We start from the raw sequence: 21,324 nt of genomic DNA, 5'->3' as shown, positions 1-21,324 counted from the left end.
TCACTCCTCCCCCAGGATCTGCGGCACCTTGAAACGCTGCTGCTCCTGGGCCGGGGCGCCGGAGAGCGCCTGCTCGGGGGTGAGCGAGGGACGGACCTCGTCCGCGCGCATGACGTTCGTCAGCGGGAGCGGGTGCGAGGTCGGCGGTACGTCTTGGTCGGCGACCTCGCTGACGCGGGCGACCGCGCCGATGATGTCGTCGAGCTGTCCCGCGAAGTGGTCGAGTTCTTCGGGCTTCAGCTCCAGACGCGCCAGCCGGGCGAGGTGGGCGACCTCCTCGCGCGTGATGCCAGGCATGCAGCGTTCCTCTGGGGTGAGTGCGTGTGGTTTGGGGCCAATCCTATGGGGCGGGGGACGGTGTCCGTGAAACGGTTTCCCCGGGCACCGTCCTCACCGGTGCCGGCGGTCCCATGCCTCGCTCTTCAGGAAGTGATTGTCGTACAGCTCCTGGACCTCCAGGAGGCTCTCCGGGGTGGCCTCGCCGAGGCGGATGCGCTGGAGGTGGCGGAAGTACCCGAAGCGCTCGACGCCGGGGGCGATGACGATGAGCAGGTCGGCGGTGGCGCCGGGGACGGCGGCGAAGGCGTGGGGCCGGTCGGGCGGGACGATGACGAGGTCGCCGCGCCCGGCGGTGACGACGTCGTCGCCGGAGAGCAGCTCGGCCTCGCCGTCGAGCAGGTAGAACATCTCGGCGGAGTTGTGGTGGACGTGCGGGCGGGCGCCGTCGGCGCCCTCGGCGAGGGTGACCCGCACGGTGGACAGCGCGCCACCGCTGGCACTGCTGTCCGCCAGCAGCTTGACGCCGACCGGGGCGCCGCCGAGGACCTCGGCCCCGGCGTCCCGGACCAGCACGGTGTCGTCGAACCTGGGCACGAGCAGTGACATGGCGTTTGTCCCCCTGTAGGCGTCGTCCACGAGGCGTCGGACCGCGAGGAGCGGGCCGGCACCGGCCGGTACAACCACCACGGTGCCGGAACGGATTCCGGGGGCGACGGCCGGGAGGGCTATTCGGCGGCCGGCAACGCGGCACGCGGCCGCTGCCACCCGCGTGACCCCCGGGCCCGCAGCCAGGCGGTGGTCTCCTCCGGAGGCATGGCGGCGGCGACCAGCCACCCCTGCACGGCGTCGCAGCCCAGGTCCCGCAGCCGCTCCCAGGTCTCGTCGTCCTCCACGCCCTCGGCCACCACGAGCAGGCCCAGCGAATGGGCGAGGTCGACGGTGCAGCGCACGATCGCGGCGTCCTCGGCGTCGACGGCCAGCCGGGCCACGAAGGAGCGGTCGATCTTCAGCTCGCTGACGGGCAGCCGCCGCAGGTGCACCAGGGACGAGTACCCGGTGCCGAAGTCGTCCAGGGACATCTTCACGCCGTGCCCGGTGAGTCCGGCGAGGGTGTCGGCGGCCCGCTGCGGGTCCTCCAGCAGGACGTGCTCCGTGATCTCCAGCTGGAGCGCCCCGGCGGGGACGCCGTGCCGGGCCAGCCGGGCGGCGACGGAACCGGCGAAGCCGGGCGTGTGGACGTCGCGCGGGGAGACGTTGACGGCGACCGGCACCCGAAGGCCCTGCGCGCGCCAGAGGGCGACCTGGCCGAGGGCGGTCTCCAGGACGTACTCGGTGAGGTGGGGCATCAGCCCCGAGGACTCGGCTATCGCTATGAACTCGTCCGGCGGCACCTTCCCGCGCTCGGGATGCACCCAGCGCACCAGTGCCTCCAGGCCGGCGACCTGGCCGTCGAAGCGGACCTTGGGCTGGTAGTGGAGCTGTACCTCGTGGGCGTCCAGGGCCCGGCGCAGGTCGCCCAGCAGGCCGAGGCGGTCGGGGGTGTTGGAGTCCCGCTTGGACTCGTACACCTCGACCCCTGTGCGGTCCCGCTTCGCCTGGTACATCGCGACGTCGGCGCGGCGCAGCAGCCCTTCGGCGTCGAGCGCGTGATCGGGGAAGACGGCGACGCCGGCGCTGGCCTCCAGGACGAGGGTGAGTCCGTCCAGGTCGAGCGGGGAGCTGAGGGCGGCGACGAGGCCGCGGGCGACGCGCGTGGCCGACGTGGTGGAGTCGGCGACGGGGAGTAAGACGGCGAACTCGTCACCGCCGAGCCGGGCGGCCTCGGCGCCGCGCGGCAGCGCGAGCCGGAGCCGGTCGGCGATCTGGAGCAGCAGCCGGTCCCCGGCCAGATGACCGAGGGTGTCGTTCACCGACCGGAAACGATCGAGGTCGATCAGCATGAGCGCCGCGCGGGCCCCGATGCGCTCGGCGTCGTCCAGGGCGGTCCAGATCCGCTCCAGCAGCCACTGCCGGTTGGGCAGTCCGGTCAGCGGGTCGCGCAGCTGCTCCTCGGCGCGGGCGCGGGCCATCCACAGCGTGGAGTCCAGGGCGATGAGCGGGATGGCGAACAGCGGGAGCAGGACCGGCTGGGCGTCGGCGACGACGCACAGCAGGGGCGCGATGCCGAGCAGCGCGACGGCGACCAGCCCCTGCCGGACCAGGGCGGTGCGGGCGGCGGTGGGCACCCTGCCGCCGCGCGGGGCGTGCAGGTACCACAACAGGCCCCGGCTGACGGCCAGGTAGGCGACCGCGACCAGGACGACCTCCGGCACCGTGGTGATGCTCCAGCTGCCGGGCCGCCAGGGCTCCTCCACGCTCGGGACCCGGCCGAACGCGCCGAGCAGCAGGGCGCCGACGCCGATACCGAGGACGTCCACCGCGCCGTGCAGCACGCCCTGGCGCCAGTGGTGCCGGCGGGCGACGCCGACCAGGACGACGACGGTGAGGCTGACCAGGCCGGCCGCGACCCAGCCGTACAGCAGCAGGACGGCGAGGGTGAGGGCGGCGCCCGATCCGGTGCCGCCCCACCAGCGGGCGCGGCCCAGCATCACGAGGTGGCCGACGATGACGCCGGTGAGCAGGGCCAGCGCCCAGCCGACCGTGCCGCAGGGGAAGAGGGCGTGGTGGGTGCTGTAGGCACGGAAGAAGCCCGCGCCCAGGGCGAGTCCGGCGGCGACCACGACGGCCGCGGGGAGCGCGGGCCAGGACAGGTGCCGTTCGGCGTCGGTGCCCGCGAGGCCGGGGTCGGGCGCGAGGCCGGCCGGCCGGGGGGTGTGGGGTTCGGTGGCGGTGCCGGGTCCGGCGGGACGTGTCCGCGCGCCCGCCCGTCCCTCGTCCCGCCCGGTCCACCGGTGCCCGCGCCACGCGCCCGCGCGGCGGCGCAGGCGCAGCCATGAGTCCGGGGCGGCGCTCTCGGTCGGTTCCATTCCCGTCCCTCTCACTGCCGGCGGTGCCCACGCCACGCGGCCCGATGCCCGACAACCATCAGCAGCTCCGCGCCGAAGAAACCTTCCCCGGGCCTCTGGAGGGCACGGAGATGCCCCAGCCGTAGCTGGGCACGGCAGGCGCACACCTCAACAGTAGGCCGCGGAAGGCTTCCACGGGCAGCGGTCTCCGACGGTTGCCCGAATGCGCCCGGGCCACCCGTATGCAACTGATATGCGCCGAACGGGTGGCCTTCAACCGCTACTCCCCGGTCGGAAGCGCGACTTCCGCCGCCGCTTCGGGGCCCTGCTCCAAGAGGACGCGGAAACCGTCCTCGTTCAGAACAGGAACCTTCAATTGCATGGCCTTGTCGTACTTCGATCCAGGGTTGTCACCCACGACGACGAACGAGGTCTTCTTCGACACCGAACCGGTCACCTTCGCGCCCTGGCCCTGCAGTGCCTCCTTCGCGCCGTCCCGGGTGAAGTTCTCCAGCGTGCCGGTGACGACGACCGTGAGCCCCTCCAGCGGGCGCGGTCCCTCGTCCTCGCCGGTCGACTCCTCCTCCAGCGGGACTCCGGCCGCCTTCCACTTGCGGACGATCTCGCGGTGCCAGTCCTCGGCGAACCATTCCTTGAGCGCGGCGGCGATGATCGGACCGACGCCGTCGGTCGCCGCCAGTTCCTCCTCGCTGGCCTGTTCGATGCGGTCGACGGACCGGAACTCGCGCGCGAGGGCCTGCGCGGCCACCGGACCCACGTGCCGGATGGACAGTCCGTTGAGGAAGCGGGCGAGCGGACGGGCCTTGGCCTCCTCGATGTTCGCGAGCAGGGCGAGGGTGTTCTTCTTCGGTTCGCCCTTCTGGTTGGCGAAGACCGTGACGACCTTCTCCTCGCCGGTCCTGGGGTCGCGCTTGGGCAGGCCGCTGTCGGGGTCGAGGACATGGGCCTTGATGGGCAGCAGCTTCTCCACCGTCAGGTCGAACAGGTCGCCCTCGTCCACCAGCGGCGGGTCGGCCGGCTCCAGCGGACGGGTGAGCGCGGCGGCGGCCACCGCCCCGAAGTGCTCGATGTCCAGGCACTCACGCCCCGCCAGGTACGAGACGCGCTCACGCAACTGCGCCGGGCAGGTGCGGGCGTTGGGGCAGCGGAGGTCGATGTCGCCCTCCTTCATGGGCCGCAGCGCCGTGCCGCACTCGGGGCACTCTCCCGGCATCACGAACGCGCGCTCGCTGCCGTCGCGCAGGTCGACCACCGGGCCGAGGATCTCCGGAATGACGTCACCGGCCTTGCGGATGACGACGGTGTCGCCGATGAGCACGCCCTTGGCCTTGACGACCTCCTGGTTGTGCAGGGTGGCGAACTCCACCTCGCTGCCCGCGACCGTGACCGGCTCGACCTGGGCGTACGGCGTGACGCGGCCCGTGCGGCCGACGCCCACCTTGATGTCGACGAGCTTGGTGTTGACCTCCTCCGGCGCGTACTTGTACGCGATCGCCCAGCGGGGGGCGCGCGCGGTGGAGCCGAGACGGCCCTGGAGCCGGATCTCGTCCAGCTTGACCACGACACCGTCGATCTCGTGCTCGACGGAGTGCCGGTTCTCGCCGTAGTACGCGATGAACTCGCGTACGCCGTCGAGGCCGTCGACCACGCGGTTGTGCGGGGAGGTGGGCAGGCCCCACGTCTTCAGCAGGTCGTACGCCTGGGAGAGCCGGGTCATGCCCGAGTAGCCCTCCAGGGCGCCGATGCCGTGGACGACCATGTGCAGCGGCCGGGTGGCGGTGACCCGGGGGTCCTTCTGGCGCAGCGAACCGGCGGCCGCGTTGCGGGGGTTGGCGAAGGGCTTGTCGCCGGCCGCGACCAGGCGCTCGTTCAGTTCGAGGAACTTCTCCATCGGGAAGTAGACCTCGCCGCGGATCTCCACCAGGTCGGGCACCTCGTCGCCCGTGAGGCGGTCGGGGATGTCCGCGATCGTGCGGACGTTCGGCGTGATGTCCTCGCCGGTGCGGCCGTCGCCGCGGGTGGCGGCCCGGGTGAGGCGGCCGTGCTCGTAGGTGAGGTTGACCGCGAGGCCGTCCACCTTCAGCTCGCACAGGAAGTGGTACTTCTGGTCGCCCAGTTCCCTGGCGATGCGGTCGGCCCAGGCGGCCAGCTCCTCGTCGTTGAAGGTGTTGTCGAGGGACAGCATCCGCTGGCGGTGCTCGACGGCGGTGAACTCCGTCGCGTACGATCCGGCGACCTTCTGGGTGGGCGAGTCCGGGGTGCGCAGCTCCGGGTACTGCTCCTCCAGGGCCTCCAGAGTCTTCAGGAGTGTGTCGAACTCCGCGTCGCTGACGACGGGGGCGTCCTTCACGTAGTACCGGAAGCGGTGCTCCTCGATCTGCTCAGCGAGCTGCGCGTGCCTGTCACGTGCCTCGGCGGGCACTGCCGTCTCCGCCTGCTGCTTGTCGCCGGCCACCGTGTTGTCCTCCCGTTACTCTGGGTTGTCCGCGAGGGATCTCGCCGCCCGGGCGCAGTGGGCGAGCGCCTCGCGTGCGTAAGCGGGGGAAGCGCCCGCCAGACCGCACGCCGGGGTCACCGTGACCGCCTCCGCGAGCAACCCCGGATGCAGCCCCAGCCTGCGCCACAACGTCCTGACACCCATGACGCTACCGGCAGGGTCTGACAACGGGCCGTCCGTGCCCGGCACGACACCGGTGAACAGCCGGGTGCCGCCCTCGACGGCTTCGCCGATGGCGTCGTCGTCACGCTCGGTGAGGAGTGAGAAGTCGAAGGAGACGGCCGCCGCCCCGGCCCGCCGGAGCAGCGCGAACGGCACGTCCGGGGCACAGGAGTGGACGATCACGGGTCCGCCTGCGTGCGCCGCGACGACGTCCCGCAGCGTGGCCTCCACGATCTGCCGGTCCACGGCGCGGTGGGTGCGGTAGCCGCTGGCGGAGCGCACCCGGCCCTGCAGGACGGCGGTGAGGGAGGGTTCGTCGAGCTGGAGGACGAGCCGGGCGCCGGGGACGCGGCGCCGCATCTCGTCGAGATGCAGCCGCAGCCCCTCGGCGAGCGAACCGGCCAGGTCCCGGCAGGCCCCCGGGTCCGACAGGGCGGCCTCGCCGTTCCTCAGCTCCAGGGCGGTGGCGAGCGTCCAGGGCCCGACGGCCTGCACCTTCAGGTCGCCCTCGTAGCCCTGGGTGAACTCCTCCAGGGCGTCGAGGTCCTCGCCCAGCCAGGACCGGGCCCGCCGGGTGTCCCGGCCGGGCCGGTCCCCGATCCGCCACCCGCTGGGCTCCACGCGCGCGTACAGCTCGACCAGCATCCCGGCGGTACGTCCGATCATGTCGGCCCCGGGCCCGCGCGCGGGCAGCTCCGGCAGGAAGGGGAAGTCCTCGAAGGACCCGGTGGCGGTCTTGGCGGCTTCGCGGGCGTCGCCGCCGGGCAGCGACCCGACTCCGGTGGCCCCGGCGAACCTGAACTGGCTGTTTTCGCTCACCCGCGAAGCCTACGGAACCGCCGGGCGGTGCTCACCGCCCCGGCCGCACCGACAGGTCGTTCACCTCGGCGTCGGCCGGCAGGTCCAGGGCCATCAGGATCGTCGTGGCGACCGACTCGGGGTCGATCCACCTGGCCGCGTCGTACTCCTTGCCCTCCTGCTGGTGCACCTTGGCCTGCATGGGGCTGGCGGTGCGGCCGGGGTAGACCGAGGTGACGCGGACGCCGGCCGGGTGCTCCTCCTGGCGCAGGGAGTCGGCGAGGGCCTTCAGGCCGTGCTTGGAGGCGGCGTACGCGGACCAGCCGGCGTGCGCGCTGAGACCGGCGCCGGAGTTGACGAAGATCACATGGCCGCAGGCCGCCCGCAGCTGCGGCAGGAAGTGCCGGGTCAGTTCGGCGGGGGCGATCAGGTTGACGTTCAGCTGGTGGCGCCAGGACTTCGGGGTCAGGTCGCCGACGTCGCCGAGGTCGACGACTCCGGCGACGTGCAGCAGGGAGTCCACCCGTTCGGGGAGCGTCTGGTGGGAGAACGCCCAGGACAGCTTGTCCGGGTCCGCGAGGTCGCCGACCAGGGTGCGCGCGCCGGGGAACAGGGCCGCCAGCTCCTTGGCGCGGCCCGCGTCGCGCGCGTGCAGCACGAGTTCGTCCCCGCGCGCGTGCAGCCGGCGGGCCACGGCCGCGCCGATGCCGGAACCGGCCCCGGTGATCACATGAGTAGCCATGCCCGCCATGCTCGCATCAGCGGGCGCCCAGCTGCTCCTCCAGGTGGGCCAGCGCCCCGGCCGGCTCGTCGGCGAAGAAGACCAGCTCGGCCAGCGGACGAGGCAGGAAGCCCTCGGCCGCCATCCGGCGGAACTGCTCGCGCAGGCCGTCGTAGAAGCCCGCGGTGTTCAGCAGGACGACCGGCTTCTCGGTGCGGCCGTGCTTCTTCAGCTCCAGGATCTCGGTGGCCTCGTCCAGCGTGCCGGTGCCACCCACCATGATCACCACGGCGTCGGCCTTCTCCAGCAGCAGCTTCTTGCGTTCGGCGAGGTCGGCCGCGACGACCATCTCGTCGGCGCCGGGCCGGGCCTTGTTCGCCAGGAACTCCACGGAGACCCCCAGCAGCCGGCCGCCCGCCTCCTGGACCCCGTCGGCGACCACCTTCATCAGGCCGGTGTCGGAGCCGCCCCAGACGAGGGTGTGCCCGGCCTTGCCGATCAGTTCCGCGAACTCGCGCGCGGGGCGCGTGTAACGCTCGTCGAGGTCGGCGGCGGACAGGAAGACGCAGATGTTCATGACCTCTACCGTACGGTCCACGCGCGGGCGGGAAGAAGCACGGCCCGTCCGGTGCTGATCCGGTATGAGCCAAGGACACACGATCACGATCGAGAAGAGCGAGCGGCACGTGCGCGTGGTGCACGGCGGCCGGGTGCTCGCCGAGACCGACCGCCCCCTGGAGCTGCGCGAGACGGGCTGCCCGGTGCGGTACTACATCCCCGCCGAGGACGTGCGCCTCGATCTGCTCACGCCCTCCGAGACGCACACCGTCTGCCCCTTCAAGGGCACGGCGTCCTACTGGTCGCTGCCCGACGCCCCCGACCTCGTCTGGGGCTATCCGGATCCCAAGGCCGGCGTCGCGGAGATCAAGGACCACTACTGCTTCTACGAAGCCGACGTGTCGTGACCCGATGAGTACCGTGCCGTGCGGCAGTCTGCACGGGCATGGACAAGAAGACGACTTCCCGCGACGGCACCTCGATCGCGTACGCAGTGAACGGCCAGGGCCCCACGGTCATCCTGGTGAGCGGCGCGATGTCCACCGGCGGCACGATGGCGCCCCTGGCGCAGCGCCTCGCCGACCACTGCACGGCCGTCGTCTACGACCGCCGGGGCCGCGGCGAGAGCGGCTCCACGGCGCCGTACGCGGTCGGCCGTGAGATCGAGGACCTGGGCGCGCTGGTCGACGCGGTCGGCGGCGACGCGGCGCTGTTCGGGGTCTCCTCGGGCGGCGCGCTGGTCCTGCACGCGGCGGCGAGCGGGCTGCCGGTCCGCCGGGCGGCGGTGTACGAGGTGCCGTACGCCGATCACCTGGCGGACGGTGCCGCGCGGGAGGCCGCCTACAAGGAGCGGCTGAACGAGGCGCTGGGCGAGGGCAGGCACGGGGACGCGGTGGAGCTGTTCCTGCGCCTGACGGGCCTCGGCGAGGAGATGATCCGGGGCGCCCGCCAGTCCCCGATGTGGGCCGGCATGGAGGCCGTCGCCCCCAGCCTCGCCCACGACGACGCGGTCATGGGCGACGGGCTGCTCCCCCGGGACCTGCTCGCCGCGATCACCGTGCCCGTGCTCTCGGTGGCGGGCGGCGCGAGCCCGGAGTGGATGCGCACGGCGTCCCGGGAGATCGCGGAGACCGTGCCGCAGGGCGCGTACCGGGTCCTGGAGGGCCAGACCCACATGGTGGAGCCGGACGTGCTGGGACCGGTGCTGGCGGAGTTCGTCGCCGGCTGACGGTCCGCACCGGGGCCGGCGCCCCCGTCGGGTCAGATCGCCGGTGCCGTCGCGCGCGTGGTGGACGCGATCGTCGCCGAGCCCACCACGCGCGTGCCGTCGTACAGCACGATCGCCTGGCCCGGGGCCACCCCGCGGACCGGCTCGGTGAACGTCACGCGCAGTTCGCCGCCGACCGGCTCCGCGGTCACCTCGGTCTCGCCGCCGTGGGCGCGCAGCTGGGCGGTGTAGGTACCGGGGCCGGAGGGGGCGGTACCGCACCAGCGCGGCTTGATCGCCGTCAGGGCGGTGACGTCCAGCGCGGCGGCCGGGCCCACGGTGACGGTGTTGGTGACCGGGGAGATGTCGAGGACGTAGCGGGGCTTGCCGTCCGGGGCCGGGGTGCCGATCCGCAGGCCCTTGCGCTGGCCGATGGTGAAGCCGTACGCGCCCTCGTGCGTGCCGACCTTGGCGCCGGACTCGTCGACGATGTCGCCCTCGGCCCGGCCGAGGCGGTTCGCGAGGAAGCCCTGGGTGTCGCCGTCGGCGATGAAGCAGATGTCGTGCGAGTCGGGCTTCTTGGCCACGGCCAGGCCCCGGCGCTCGGCCTCCGCGCGGATCTCCTCCTTGGTGGTGACCGTGTCGCCGAGCGGGAACATCGCGTGCGCCAGCTGCTTCTCGTCCAGCACACCGAGGACGTACGACTGGTCCTTGGCCATGTCGGAGGCGCGGTGCAGCTCGCGGGAGCCGTCCGCGTTCACGATCACCTGGGCGTAGTGGCCGGTGCAGACGGCGTCGAAACCGAGGGCCAGCGCCTTGTCCAGCAGCGCGGCGAACTTGATCTTCTCGTTGCAGCGCAGGCACGGGTTGGGGGTGCGGCCGGCCTCGTACTCGGCGACGAAGTCCTCGACGACGTCCTCGCGGAAGCGGTCGGCGAGGTCCCAGACGTAGAAGGGGATGCCGATGACGTCGGCCGCGCGGCGGGCGTCACGCGAGTCCTCGATGGTGCAACAGCCCCGCGCGCCGGTGCGGAAGGACTGCGGGTTCGCGGAGAGCGCCAGGTGGACGCCGGTGACGTCGTGGCCCGCTTCCGCGGCGCGCGCGGCGGCGACGGCGGAGTCGACGCCGCCGGACATGGCGGCGAGGACGCGGAGGGGGCGGGTGCGCTGCGGGGTGTCAGTCATAACCCTTCCAGGGTACGGGGGCGCGGGAACCCGGTCCGCCCGATATCCGTTGACGATCACATGGGGCAGTCGACAGAGGTGGCGGCGAAGGACGGGGACCGGCGGCTGGGGCGGCGCGCCCTGCTCGTCGGCGGGACCGCGGCCGCGGTCGGTTCGGCCGTGCTCGCCCGCGAGGCGCTGTCCCGGCTGTGGTGGCGGCTGCCGGGGGTGGCCAGACCGCGGGTCGCGGGCGCGGTGGACTTCCGGGGCGCCCGCTGGGTGGCGGCGTCGTCCGCGAACTACCGGCGGGCGGACCGCCCGGACGACTATCCGGTGGACCGGGTCGTCGTCCACGTCACGCAGGGCGGCTACGCATCGGCGGTGAAGGTGTTCCAGGACCCGGCGCACGGGGCGGCGGCCCACTACATCGTGCGTGCGGACGGACGGATCACCCAGCTGGTCCGGGAGCTGGACGTGGCCTTCCACGCGGGCGACCGGCAGTACAACGAGCGCAGTGTCGGCATCGAGCACGAGGGCTTCGTGGAGGACGCCGCGTCCTTCACGGACGCCATGTACGCGGCCTCGGCCCGGCTGACGGCGGCGATCTGCCGGCGTTACGGCATACCCGCCGACCGGGAGCACATCATCGGGCATGTGGAGGTGCCGGGGACGGACCACACGGACCCGGGGCGGTTCTGGGACTGGGAGCGGTACATCCGCCTGGTGCGCGCCGAGCCCGGCGGCTAGGTGAGTCCCGCCGCCCGGGCCCGCTCCACCGCCGGGCCGATGGCCTTCGCCACGGCTTCGACGTCCGCCTCTGTGGAGGTGTGGCCGAGCGAGAAGCGCAGGGTTCCGCGGGCCAGGTCCGGGTCGGTGCCGATGGCGAGCAGGACGTGGCTGGGCTGGGCGACGCCGGCGGTGCAGGCGGAGCCGGTGGAGCACTCGATGCCCTGGGCGTCCAGCAGGAGCAGCAGGGAGTCGCCCTCGCAGCCGGGGAAGGTGAAGTGGGCGTTGGCCGGGAGCCGGCCCTCCGGGGCGGGGTCACCGCCGAGGATCGCGTCCGGCACGGCGTCGCGCACGGCGTCGACCAGCCGGTCGCGCAGGGCGCCGATCTCGCGGGCGAACCACTCGCGCTGCTCGGCGGCGAGCCGGCCGGCCACCGCGAAGGAGGCGACGGCGGGGACGTCGAGCGTGCCGGAGCGTACGTGCCGCTCCTGCCCGCCGCCGTGCAGTACGGGCACGGGGGTGTACTCGCGGCCGAGGACGAGGGCGCCGATGCCGTACGGGCCGCCGATCTTGTGGCCCGACACCGTCATCGCGGCCAGGCCGGAGCCCTCGAAGTCGACCGGCACCTGTCCGAACGCCTGGACCGCGTCGGCGTGCAGCGGGATGCCCGACTCGGCGGCGACCTCGGCGAGTTCGCGGACCGGCAGGACCGTGCCGATCTCGTTGTTGGCCCACATCACGGTGGCCAGGGCGACGTCGTCGGGATCGCGGGCGATGGCCTCGCGCAGTGCCTCGGGGTGGACCCGGCCGTAGGCGTCGACGGGGAGGTACTCCACGGTGGCGCCCTCGTGCTCACCGAGCCAGTGCACGGCGTCCAGCACGGCGTGGTGCTCCACGGGGCTGGCCAGGACGCGGGTGCGGGCCGGGTCGGCGTCGCGGCGGGACCAGTACAGGCCCTTGACGGCGAGGTTGTCGGCCTCGGTGCCGCCCGAGGTGAAGACGACCTCGCTGGGGCGGGCGCCCAGCGCTTCCGCGAGGGTCTCGCGGGATTCCTCGACCGTGCGGCGGGCCTGCCGGCCGGATGCGTGGAGGGAGGAGGCGTTGCCCGTGATGCTCAGCTGGGCGGTGAGTGCCTCTGCCGCCTCCGGGAGCATCGGGGTGGTCGCGGCGTGGTCGAGGTAAGCCATGGTGAGGTGATTCTACGGCTCCCGTCCGGCCGGGCTCGGCCGCGTGGGCGCGGGCGCGGCAGCGGTTCCCGGTGGACCGGCGGCCCCGTCGTCCTCGGGGCCAGGTCCTCGGTCACAGGCTCCAGGAGACCGTCCCCGAGATCTCCATGACCGTCACGAGGACCACCAGGTCGGCGATGCCCAGCGTCAGACCCAGGTAGGCGCGGCCCGGGCGGCCCGTGCCGCGCCAGAGGGCGGCCACGGCGAGCACGATGGCGGTCGGGCCGAGGAAGAGGTTGAGGACGAGCAGGCCGAGGAGGCCGAGGATGAAGGACGCGACGGCCATGCCGTCGGCGTCCCGGGTGCGGGTGCGCACGGGGGTGCGGGGACGGGTGTCGGTGCGGCCGGGGGCCGGTGCGGTGAGATGCATGGTGCTCAGCTCCTGAGGTCTTCCTGCGGTCAGTCGGCCGAGGTGCGCCGGCGGGCGTGGCGCTCGCGGAGCGCGAAGACGCCGAGCCAGAGGGCGATGACGGCGGCCAGGACGCCGGTGACGGTCAGCGGCGCGTGGGCGACGGTGCCCAGCGCGACTCCGAAGAGCATGAGTGCGGCGACGAGGAACAGCATGGGATGGGATCCCCCCTCCGAGATGCCTGGTGTTCTGCCGGTGTGAAATTTCGGTGAACAGTTGTAGTAACAGTTGTTCACTGACTTCGAGTCTAGCGCTCTTCGCGGCTTTTCAATTCCAGAGAACAGTTGTTAACTGGATGACATGAGTCACACCCTCGGCATCCGGCAGGCCCAGAAGCAGAAGACCCGGCAGGCGTTCCTCGACGCGGCGCTCGCACTGCTGGAGGAGCAGAGCCTGAGCAGCCTGGGCCTGCGCGAGGTCACCCGGGCCGTCGGCGTCGCCCCGACCGCCTTCTACCGGCACTTCCGCTCCACCGCCGACCTCGGCGTGGCGCTCGTCGACGAGGCACTGGGCAGCCTGCATCCGATGGTGCGGACGACGGTGTCCACGACGGGCGACAGCGAGGAGCGCATCACGCGCGCCGTCGAGCTGATCGCCCGGCACGTGGCGGCGTATCCCGCGCACGTGCGCTTCATCGCCCGGGAACGGCACGGCGGTGTCCAGCCGGTGCGCGAGGCCATCCGGGACCAACTGCTCAGGTTCGCGCAGGAGGTGAAGGCCGAGCTGGCCAAGGACCCGGAGGCGGCGGGCTGGGACGACGACGACCTGCTGATGCTGGCGCACCTGTACGTCGACCAGATGCTCATCACCGCCTCCCTGTTCCTGGAGGCGCTGGAGGCCCCGGAGGAGGAGCGGGAGCGGGTGACGCAGCTCGCCACCCGGCAGCTGCGGCTCATCACCATCGGCCGCGGCCACTGGCTGGACTGAGCCACCAGGTGCGGCTCAGCACCAACGGCCGCGGACGAGGGCACGGTCGAGCCGCCCACCGCGGCTCAGCGCCAGCGGCCGCGGTCAAGGGCACGGTTGAGCCGTCCACCGCGGCTCAGCACCAACGGCCGCAGTCCAGGGCACGGTTGAGCCCTCCACCGCGGCTCGGCACCAACGACCGCGTTCACCGGCTCGGTCGAGCCGTCCGCGCGGCCCCGCCCGGGGCCCGTGCCGGGGCGGGGCGGGGCGGGGGCCGGCTCAGCCGAGCCGGACGCGGGCCAGCTGGCGGGACTGCGCGACCAGCCGGTCCTCGCTGTCCCACACCTCGGCGTCCTCCTCCAGGAAGCCGCCGGCGAGGTTGCGGGTGGTGATCGACACCCGCAGCGGGCCGGGAGCAGGGCGGTGGCGCACGTGGACGGTGAGTTCCACGGTCGGGACCCAGCCCTTCAGGCCGAGCTCGAAGGCGGTGGGCGGCAGGGCGTCCACGGCGAGCAGCAGCGAGAGCGGATCGGCGTCACGGCCGTCGGCGAGGCCGAACCAGGCACGCATCTCGCCCTTGCCGGACGGTGTGCCGAGGGCCCAGCCGAGGGTGGCGGGGTCCAGCTTGAGCATCAGCCGGTCGGCGATGGCGGAGCTGCCGTCCACCGGTGCGGGCCCGTCCTCCGGGCCGAAGCACTGTTCCATCGGCGGGATGCGGGGCGGGGTGGCGGTGGTCCGGACGTCGTCGGGGAGGCCGGCGAGGTCGCCGTAGGAGGCGAGGACGCGGATGCGTTCGACCTCGTTGCCCTCGTCGTCGTACTGGAAGAGCGAGGCCTGGCCGGTGGAGAGGGTCCGCCCGGCCCGGACGGTCTGCGTGCGGACGACCGCGGGGCCCGGCTGGGAGGCGGTCAGGTAGTGCGCGGAGACGGAGAAGGGATCCGGGTGCGGCAGCGCGTCCGCGAGGGCCCGGCCGAGCACGGCCAGCAGGTAGCCGCCGTTGACGGCGCTGATGATGGTCCAGCCGGCCGAGAGGTCGATGTCGTAGACGCCGGGTTCACGCCGGGTCACCGCCGTGTCCCGGTCGAACTCGCTGTCACCGATCACGGCCCGCACTGCGGGAACGGTAGCTGCTTCTGACATGCGTGAACGGTACAGCAGGCAACTACTAAGCGGTAGCTTTTCTCTGCCTCCCGCCCTGGGCGTGATCTTCCCTCCGGGTGAGAGTCCGGCAATATCTCGGTAAGTGCCCCGAAACGTCCCCAACCCCAGCCCCCCGATCTCCCTCTATGGGGACATGAGCCTCACCGGGACTCCCTTCCTCTGCACGACCGTCGTACTGGCCGCGGCCGCCCTCGTACTGCCGCTCGTGCTGTGGTCGCGGACGCGCGGGCCGAGACACCTGCGGGTCGCCGCCCGGCTGCTGATGCTGCTGTTCGCGCAGGGCACGGCCGTCACGCTCGTCTTCGTGCTGGTCAACGACCAGAACGACCTGTACGACGACTGGGCCGACCTGCTCGGCACCGGCGACCACGTCCAGCAGGCCGCCGACCTCGGCCCCGACGGCACCGGCGGCATCGCCCTGCGGCGGCTGCCGGCGGTCCGGCAGACCTTCACGGCCGCCGGCGGACCCGGCATGAACGCGGCCGGCGGCGTACGCGTCACACAGCTCAGGGGCCGCGTCTCCGGAGTGAACGCCGAGGTCTACGTCTGGCTTCCGCCGCAGTACCACGACCCCGCCTACCGGCACCGGCGGTTCCCGGTGGTGGAGCTGCTGCCCGGCTACCCGGGTTCGGCGAAGGCGTGGTTCGGGGCGATGCGGGTCCATGAGCAGCTGCTGCCGCTGATGCGCGGCGGCGAGGTGGCGCCGTTCGTCCTGGTGGCCCCGCGCACCAACCTGCTGGCCGGCGTGGACACCGGCTGCGCCGACGTCCCGGGCCAGGTGAACGCCGACACCTGGCTCAGCGTCGACGTGCCGAGGATGGTCAGGGACAACTTCCGGGTCCAGCCGGCCCCCCGCGGCTGGGCGGTGGCCGGCTACTCCGCGGGCGCGCACTGCGCGGTCAAGCTGGCCGTGGCGCACCCCGGCCGGTACCGGGCCGCGGTGAGTCTGTCCGGCTACAACGACCCGATCGGCGAGCGCCACTCCCTCGCCGCCCAGACCCCCGCCCTGCGCGCCGCGAACAACCCCTTCCTGCTGCTCCGCAAGGCTGCCGTGCCGCCCGCGGTCGCGCTGTACCTCTCCGGCCAGTCCGGCGACGGCTACCAGGCGGGCGCGGCCCTGGAGTCCGTCGCCGAGGCGCCCACCACCGTGCGTGTGGTGTTCCTGCCGCGCAGCGCGGGCGGGCACACCATGGAGCTGTGGCGCCCGCAGGTCGGCACCGTGTTCCGCTGGCTGACCCTGCAGATGGGCCAGAGCCGGGCCAGGGGCCGCGACACCTCGGTCGCCTGGGTCACTCCTCGGTCACCGTCGAGCGGCGGTTCCAGGCACGCGGCGCCCGCCAGTGGAACCGCATCGCGAGAAGCCGCAGCACGAAGGCCGTGACCACCGCGAGCCCGCTGGTGAACGGGGTCAGCATGTCGTAGCGCAGGCACAGGACGACCATCGTGGCACCGACGATCGCCGGGACCGCGTACAGGTCGCGGTCCCAGCGCAGCAGTGAGGGCACCTCGTTGGCCAGCACGTCGCGCAGCACACCGCCGCCCACCGCGGTGGCGAGGCCCAGCGTCGCCGACGCGGTCAGGCCGAGGCCGTAGCTGTACGCCTTCGTCGTACCGCTGACACAGAACAGGCCGAGGCCGGCCGCGTCGAAGACCAGCACCGCCGCCTGGATGCGCTCCACGTGCGGGTGCAGGAAGAAGACGACGAGCGTGGCGATCAGCGGGGTGAGGAAGTACCCGAGGTCCGTGAAGGCCGCCGGGGGTACCGCCCCGATGACGAGGTCGCGGAACAGCCCGCCGCCCAGCGCGGTGACCTCGGCGAGGACGGCGATGCCGAAGACGTCGAAGTTCTTCCGGACGGCCAGCAGCGCGCCGGAGATCGCGAACACGAAGATGCCGATCACATCGAGCGTGTGCTGGACGGAGGGACTGAAGAGTTGCTGGAGCTGCACCCTGACATTCTCACCTGTCAGGAGGGGTGAACCTTACAAAGCCAGGCTCACAGGGCGGGCTTCCCTGGGGTGAAGAGCCAGGTGGCGAAGAGGTCGTCCAGCTGTCGTCCGCTGACGTGCTCGGCGAGGCGGATGAAGTCGGCGGTGCTCGCGTTGCCGTACCTGTGGAGCCTGGTCCAGGCGGGGAGCAGCCGGAAGAAGGCGGTGTCGCCGATCCGCTCGCGCAGCACCTGGAGCGTCATCGCGCCCCGGTCGTACACGGCGGAGGCGAACATCGTGTCCCGCTGCGGGTCGGCCACCTTGATCTGCCAGAACGACGACGTGGCGGGCCGGGCGTTGTAGTCGGCGAGGAAGGAGTCGTGGGCGGAACGGGTGCCCCGGTGCTCGGCCCACAGCCACTGGGCGTAGGTGGCGAAGCCCTCGTTGAGCCAGATGTCCTTCCAGCGCGCCACGCTCACCGAGTCGCCGAACCACTGGTGGGCCAGCTCGTGCACGATGGTCGACTCGCTGCGCACGGCCGAGTACGCGGGCTTGCTCTGCACCTCCAGGGAGAACCCGGCCTCGGGCATGTCGTCGACGATGGCCCCGGTCTCCTCGAAGGGGTACGGCCCGAAGACCTGCGACCAGTAGTCGGTGGCGGCGGCGGTCACGCCGTACACGTCGACGCTGTTGGCGTTCTTCAGCACCGGGTCGACGGCTACGTACATCGGGATGCCGCCCGGGGTCCGCCCGGTGCGCACGTCGAACTTCCCGATGGTGGCGGTGGCGAGGTAGGTGGCCATCGGCCGGCTCTCCCGCCAGTGCGTGTACGTCGAGCCGTGCCGGTCGTACGTCGACACGAGCCGGCCGTTGGAGACGCCGGTCAGGCCCTTGGGCGCCTTGATCCGGATGTCGTACGTGGCCTTGTCGGAGGGGTGGTCGCTGGAGGGGAACCAGGTGGAGGCGGCGTTGGGCTCGCAGGCGACGAAGACGCCGTCGCCGGTCTTCATCCAGCCGTACCGGGAGCCGAACACGATCGGGCCGCCGAGGGCTTCGGGTACGCCGCCGTAGGTGACGGTGACGGTGAACGCACGGCCCTTGCGCAGGACGTCGCGCGGGCTGACGGTGATCTCGTCGCCGTCGCGGGTGAACCGGGCGCGTCTGCCGTCGACTTCGACGCGGGTGACCTGGAGCCGCTGCAGGTCGAGGTCGAAGGAGGAGAGGTTCTGCGTCGCCCGCGCGCGCAGGGTCGTACGGCCGTCCAGCCGGCCGGTGTCCGGGGTGTACGCGATGTCCAGGTCGTAGTGACGGGCGTCGAAGCCGCCGTTGCCGAGCTGGGGGAAGTAGGGGTCGCCGATGCCGGATGCGCCGGGGGTGGGGGCGGAGGAGGCCGCGATGACGAAGAAGGAGGCCGCCGCGGTGACGACAGCCCCGATACGTGCCGAACGGGAGAGTGCCATGATCGTCCCTTTCGAGCGTGTGCCGATCGATGCTCGGACACGGACGACTCTGCACTCTCCCGTTCAGGCATGTACATGACTTTGCTCAGTCGTCATGTGCGGGGGGACCACTCACAGTGCGCCGGGCTTCGGTCTCTCGCGGTCCAGTGCGCCCGGCCACCGCTGCGACCGCACCATGGGCGTGGATGCGACCCGGACGCCGTCCGCCGGGCAGTCGCACCAGCCGCACCCCACCTCGCTCGCTCCGTACAGGTGCGGACACTGCACGCGGGTGAGCTTTTCGAAAATTTGACGTCGATTATCGTCAAATAAAGCGGAGACCTCAATTCTCCCTCAAACCCTTTGAAATAAGATTGACCATTCGCCGTCAAAATCCATAGGCTCACCAACGCTCGACCGGATTGCGCCAAAGCGAAATCCGGATCAATCACATGGGGGGATCCATGCGTAAGAGAGCATTACTGGCCGCGCTCGTCATGGCTGGAACGGTGCCGGTTGTGGCGGGCGCAGCGCCGGCATCTGCGGGTGTCACGCCGAAGAGGTCGTGCCCGGTCACCTACGGCGTCCTCATCACCTCGCACAAGCCGTACCGGCTTCCCGCCAAGGGCCAGTACTTCAAGGACGGGCCGGGCGGGACCATCAAGGTGTCGGTGACCCAGGCGTCCACCATCACGTACAGCCTCTCCGCCTCTCTGGAGGTGAGCGCGAACTACCTGTTCGCCTCGGCCAAGGCATCCGTGAGTGGCAGTATCACCAAGTCCGTGGCCGTGACGAGGGGCCACGAGTACTCGCACGACGTCCACTCCCGCAAGTACGGCAACATGCAGTACGGCTCCAATGGCTTCCTGGTCGGCTGGCAGTCCAACCGCACGAACCCGAACTGCAGGAATACGGTGCTGGCGACCGGAACCGCGAAGCTTCCGGCCAGTTCCGTCGGGTGGCACTTCTGGGAAACCAGCTCGTGATCTGAATAAGCTCAGATATACGTACGCCCTGGCAATAGAGGTCAATGCCAGGGCGAACGTCCTCAGTGACTCGTCTTACTTCTCTCCGGCCTCCGTGGCCGCGGAGTCTGAAGTGGACTCGATACTCGCCTCGGCCGGTTCAGCGGCCGCCGGCTCCTCGGCGGGGGCGTCGGCACCGGCCGCGGGCTTCCCGGCCGAGACCTTCGCACCGGGACCGGTCTTCTCCCCGGCCACCTCGGCCTCGGCCTCCGCCGGAACCTCGGCCTCCGCAGAAGCCTCGGCCACCGCGGAAGCGCCGGTCTCCGAGGAGGCTTCCGCCTTCTCGGCAGTCTCCGTCTTCGCGGGAGCCTCCGCCTTGGCGGCAGCCTCCGTCTCGGCGAGAGCCTCGGACTTCGCCGGAGCCTCGGCCGGTTCGGCAGTCGCCGTCTCGTCCGCAGCCGCCGCCTCTTCCGCGGCCGCCGCCTCTTCCGCGGCCGCCGTCTCGTCCGCGGCCGCCGTCTTCCCGGCCGGACCGTCGGAGACGACCGCGTCCGGTACCAGCTCCGACGCCTTCTTCGCCGCCGACAGCAGGACCGTGTCCTGCGGGGCCTGGTCGGCGAAGTTCTCCGGGTGGTGGCAGGCGACCCGCTGGCCCGGCCTCAGCTCCACGAGCTGCGGCTCGGTCGTCCGGCAGATCTCCGTCGCCTTCCAGCACCGGGTGTGGAACCGGCAGCCGGAGGGCGGGGCGATCGGCGACGGGACGTCACCGCGCAGCAGGATGCGCTCGCTCTTCTGGCCCCGGCGCTTCGTGTCCGGCACCGGCACCGCCGACATCAGCGCCTTGGTGTACGGGTGCATCGGCGCCTTGTACAGCGAGGTGCGGTCGGCGAGTTCCACGATCTTGCCGAGGTACATCACCGCGATGCGGTCCGAGACGTGCCGGACGACCGAGAGGTCGTGCGCGATGATCACGTAGGTCAGGCCCAGCTCCTGCTGGAGGTCGTCCATCAGGTTCACGACCTGAGCCTGGATCGACACGTCCAGAGCGGAGACCGGCTCGTCCGCCACGACCAGCTTCGGCTTCAGGGCGAGCGCGCGGGCGATGCCGATGCGCTGGCGCTGGCCGCCGGAGAACTCGTGCGGGTAGCGGTTGTAGTGCTCGGGGCTGAGCCCGACGAGTTCGAGGAGCCGCTGGACCTCCTTCTTCACCCCGCCCTCCGGCTCCACGCCCTGGAGCCGGAAGGGCGCCGAGACGATCGAGCCGATGGTGTGGCGGGGGTTCAGGGAGCCGTAGGGGTCCTGGAAGATCATCTGGATGTCGCGGCGCAGCGGACGCATCTGCCCGGTGCTGAGCCGGGTGATGTCCTGGCCCTCGAAGGTGATCTTCCCGCCGGTCGGGTCCTGGAGGCGGGTGATGACCCGGCCCATGGTCGACTTGCCGCAGCCCGACTCGCCGACCACGCCCAGGGTCTCGCCCTTGCGCACCTCGAAGTCGATGCCGTCGACGGCCTTCACGGCGCCGACCTGGCGCTGCAGGATGCCCTTCTTGATCGGGAAGTGCTTGGTCAGGCCCTCGACCCTGAGCAGCACCTCACGCTCGTCGGGAGCCGACGCCTGCTTCGGGACCGCGGCCTCGGCGACGGTGTCCGTCTTCTTGGTCTCACTCACAGCTTCGGCGCAATCTCTTCGGTCCAGATCCGCTCACGGTCCTCCGCCGGGAGGTGGCACGCGGACCAGTGCCCGGTGCTCACCTGCTCCAGCTCGGGGCGCACCGTGCGGGTGACGTTCCCCTTGGGGATGTCCGCGTACGGGCAGCGCGGGTGGAAGGCGCAGCCCGAGGGGACGTTGATGAGGCTCGGCGGGGAGCCCTTGACCGGGATGAGCCGTTCGGAGGTCTCACGGTCGATGCGGGGCATCGAGCCGAGCAGGCCCCAGGTGTAGGGGTGCTGCGGCCGCTCGAAGACCTCGCCGGCCGAACCGCGCTCCACGCACCGGCCGGCGTACATCACGAGGACGTCGTCGGCGATCTCGGCGACCACCCCGAGATCGTGGGTGATCATGATGACCGCGGAGCCGAACTCCTTCTGCAGGTCCCGGATCAGGTCGAGGATCTGCGCCTGGACGGTCACGTCGAGCGCGGTGGTCGGCTCGTCCGCGATGAGCAGCTCGGGGTTGTTCACCAGCGCCATGGCGATCATGGCGCGCTGGCGCAT

General features: G+C 71.9%; 22 protein-coding genes. 6 read left to right on the top strand and 16 right to left on the bottom strand.

The features are described from left to right. The 7 genes from gatC to GT045_RS26045 form a co-directional block, all read right to left on the bottom strand. Complete coding sequence (gene gatC, locus GT045_RS26075) at window positions 1-297, bottom strand: Asp-tRNA(Asn)/Glu-tRNA(Gln) amidotransferase subunit GatC (RefSeq protein WP_006130840.1); 297 nt, start codon at window positions 295-297, stop codon at window positions 1-3. A 93-nt stretch (window positions 298-390) separates the two neighbouring features. Next, on the bottom strand, window positions 391-885 hold the full coding sequence (locus tag GT045_RS26070; protein WP_161292636.1) for a cupin domain-containing protein: 495 nt from the start codon (window positions 883-885) through the stop codon (window positions 391-393). 119 nt (window positions 886-1,004) lie between these two features. Next, entirely contained in the window at window positions 1,005-3,245 is a 2,241-nt protein-coding gene (locus GT045_RS26065; protein WP_161335645.1) for a bifunctional diguanylate cyclase/phosphodiesterase, read from the bottom strand. A 259-nt stretch (window positions 3,246-3,504) separates the two neighbouring features. Then, on the bottom strand, window positions 3,505-5,700 hold the full coding sequence (ligA, locus tag GT045_RS26060; RefSeq protein ID WP_161292633.1) for an NAD-dependent DNA ligase LigA: 2,196 nt from the start codon (window positions 5,698-5,700) through the stop codon (window positions 3,505-3,507). A gap of 15 nt (window positions 5,701-5,715) precedes the next feature. Then, window positions 5,716-6,723 (bottom strand): methionine synthase, encoded by a 1,008-nt coding sequence (locus GT045_RS26055; RefSeq protein WP_161292631.1) that lies wholly within the window; start codon window positions 6,721-6,723, stop codon window positions 5,716-5,718. Between the two features lie 31 nt (window positions 6,724-6,754). After that, the gene (locus tag GT045_RS26050; RefSeq protein WP_161335644.1) at window positions 6,755-7,453 is read right to left on the bottom strand and encodes an SDR family oxidoreductase; all 699 of its coding nucleotides are present in this window, start codon (window positions 7,451-7,453) and stop codon (window positions 6,755-6,757) included. Window positions 7,454-7,460: 7 nt separating this feature from the next. After that, window positions 7,461-8,000: a TIGR00730 family Rossman fold protein gene (locus GT045_RS26045; protein ID WP_161335643.1), complete on the bottom strand. Its 540-nt coding sequence runs from the start codon at window positions 7,998-8,000 to the stop codon at window positions 7,461-7,463. A 64-nt stretch (window positions 8,001-8,064) separates the two neighbouring features. On the opposite strand from GT045_RS26045, the gene GT045_RS26040 reads away from it, so the two are divergent. Both GT045_RS26040 and GT045_RS26035 read left to right on the top strand, forming a co-directional pair. Then, on the top strand, window positions 8,065-8,388 hold the full coding sequence (locus tag GT045_RS26040) for a DUF427 domain-containing protein (RefSeq protein ID WP_161292625.1): 324 nt from the start codon (window positions 8,065-8,067) through the stop codon (window positions 8,386-8,388). Between the two features lie 38 nt (window positions 8,389-8,426). After that, entirely contained in the window at window positions 8,427-9,209 is a 783-nt protein-coding gene (locus GT045_RS26035) for an alpha/beta hydrolase (RefSeq protein WP_161292623.1), read from the top strand. Window positions 9,210-9,241: 32 nt separating this feature from the next. Here GT045_RS26035 and mnmA read toward each other — a convergent pair whose 3' ends face one another. Further along, window positions 9,242-10,372 (bottom strand): tRNA 2-thiouridine(34) synthase MnmA, encoded by a 1,131-nt coding sequence (gene mnmA, locus GT045_RS26030; protein ID WP_161335642.1) that lies wholly within the window; start codon window positions 10,370-10,372, stop codon window positions 9,242-9,244. A gap of 60 nt (window positions 10,373-10,432) precedes the next feature. Here mnmA and GT045_RS26025 point away from each other — a divergent pair, with 60 nt between their 5' ends. Continuing rightward, complete coding sequence (locus GT045_RS26025) at window positions 10,433-11,098, top strand: N-acetylmuramoyl-L-alanine amidase (protein ID WP_161335641.1); 666 nt, start codon at window positions 10,433-10,435, stop codon at window positions 11,096-11,098. Here GT045_RS26025 and GT045_RS26020 read toward each other — a convergent pair. The 3 genes from GT045_RS26020 to GT045_RS26010 form a co-directional block, all read right to left on the bottom strand. Continuing rightward, a complete protein-coding gene (locus GT045_RS26020) occupies window positions 11,095-12,264 on the bottom strand; it encodes a cysteine desulfurase family protein (protein WP_161335640.1) in 1,170 nt (389 codons plus the stop codon). The genes GT045_RS26025 and GT045_RS26020 overlap by 4 nt on opposite strands. Window positions 12,265-12,376: 112 nt before the next feature. Further along, window positions 12,377-12,673, bottom strand: coding sequence for a DUF4190 domain-containing protein (locus GT045_RS26015; RefSeq protein WP_161298736.1), 297 nt, complete (start codon window positions 12,671-12,673; stop codon window positions 12,377-12,379). 29 nt (window positions 12,674-12,702) lie between these two features. Continuing rightward, window positions 12,703-12,867 carry a DUF4175 domain-containing protein gene (locus GT045_RS26010; protein ID WP_161335639.1) on the bottom strand — a complete coding sequence of 55 codons (165 nt, stop codon included), beginning with the start codon at window positions 12,865-12,867 and terminating at the stop codon, window positions 12,703-12,705. A 145-nt stretch (window positions 12,868-13,012) separates the two neighbouring features. On the opposite strand from GT045_RS26010, the gene GT045_RS26005 reads away from it, so the two are divergent. After that, window positions 13,013-13,639 carry a TetR family transcriptional regulator gene (locus GT045_RS26005; RefSeq protein ID WP_161298735.1) on the top strand — a complete coding sequence of 209 codons (627 nt, stop codon included), beginning with the start codon at window positions 13,013-13,015 and terminating at the stop codon, window positions 13,637-13,639. A gap of 258 nt (window positions 13,640-13,897) precedes the next feature. On the opposite strand, the gene GT045_RS26000 is transcribed toward GT045_RS26005, so the two are convergent. Further along, window positions 13,898-14,758 (bottom strand): thioesterase family protein, encoded by an 861-nt coding sequence (locus tag GT045_RS26000; protein WP_161335638.1) that lies wholly within the window; start codon window positions 14,756-14,758, stop codon window positions 13,898-13,900. A 154-nt stretch (window positions 14,759-14,912) separates the two neighbouring features. On the opposite strand from GT045_RS26000, the gene GT045_RS25995 reads away from it, so the two are divergent. Further along, window positions 14,913-16,160 (top strand): alpha/beta hydrolase-fold protein, encoded by a 1,248-nt coding sequence (locus tag GT045_RS25995; RefSeq protein ID WP_161298496.1) that lies wholly within the window; start codon window positions 14,913-14,915, stop codon window positions 16,158-16,160. Here GT045_RS25995 and GT045_RS25990 read toward each other — a convergent pair. Then, window positions 16,069-16,728 (bottom strand): trimeric intracellular cation channel family protein, encoded by a 660-nt coding sequence (locus tag GT045_RS25990; protein ID WP_161298495.1) that lies wholly within the window; start codon window positions 16,726-16,728, stop codon window positions 16,069-16,071. The two genes, GT045_RS25995 and GT045_RS25990, sit on opposite strands and share 92 nt — an antisense overlap. A 47-nt stretch (window positions 16,729-16,775) precedes the next feature. Continuing rightward, the gene (locus GT045_RS25985) at window positions 16,776-18,167 is read right to left on the bottom strand and encodes a M1 family metallopeptidase (RefSeq protein WP_161298494.1); all 1,392 of its coding nucleotides are present in this window, start codon (window positions 18,165-18,167) and stop codon (window positions 16,776-16,778) included. A gap of 443 nt (window positions 18,168-18,610) precedes the next feature. On the opposite strand from GT045_RS25985, the gene GT045_RS25980 reads away from it, so the two are divergent. Next, complete coding sequence (locus GT045_RS25980; RefSeq protein WP_161289018.1) at window positions 18,611-19,132, top strand: hypothetical protein; 522 nt, start codon at window positions 18,611-18,613, stop codon at window positions 19,130-19,132. 75 nt (window positions 19,133-19,207) lie between these two features. Here the strand turns inward: GT045_RS25980 and GT045_RS25975 are convergent, their stop codons facing one another. Then, window positions 19,208-20,779, bottom strand: coding sequence for a dipeptide ABC transporter ATP-binding protein (locus GT045_RS25975; protein WP_161335637.1), 1,572 nt, complete (start codon window positions 20,777-20,779; stop codon window positions 19,208-19,210). Continuing rightward, window positions 20,776-21,324 (bottom strand): ABC transporter ATP-binding protein (locus GT045_RS25970; protein ID WP_161335636.1); only part of this gene is annotated, 549 nt, incomplete at its 5' end. The genes GT045_RS25975 and GT045_RS25970, both read right to left, overlap by 4 nt.

The organism is Streptomyces sp. SID486 (assembly GCF_009865385.1).
In the GTDB taxonomy this organism is placed as follows: domain Bacteria; phylum Actinomycetota; class Actinomycetes; order Streptomycetales; family Streptomycetaceae; genus Streptomyces.
This window is presented reverse-complemented; position numbering and strand designations above follow the sequence as displayed.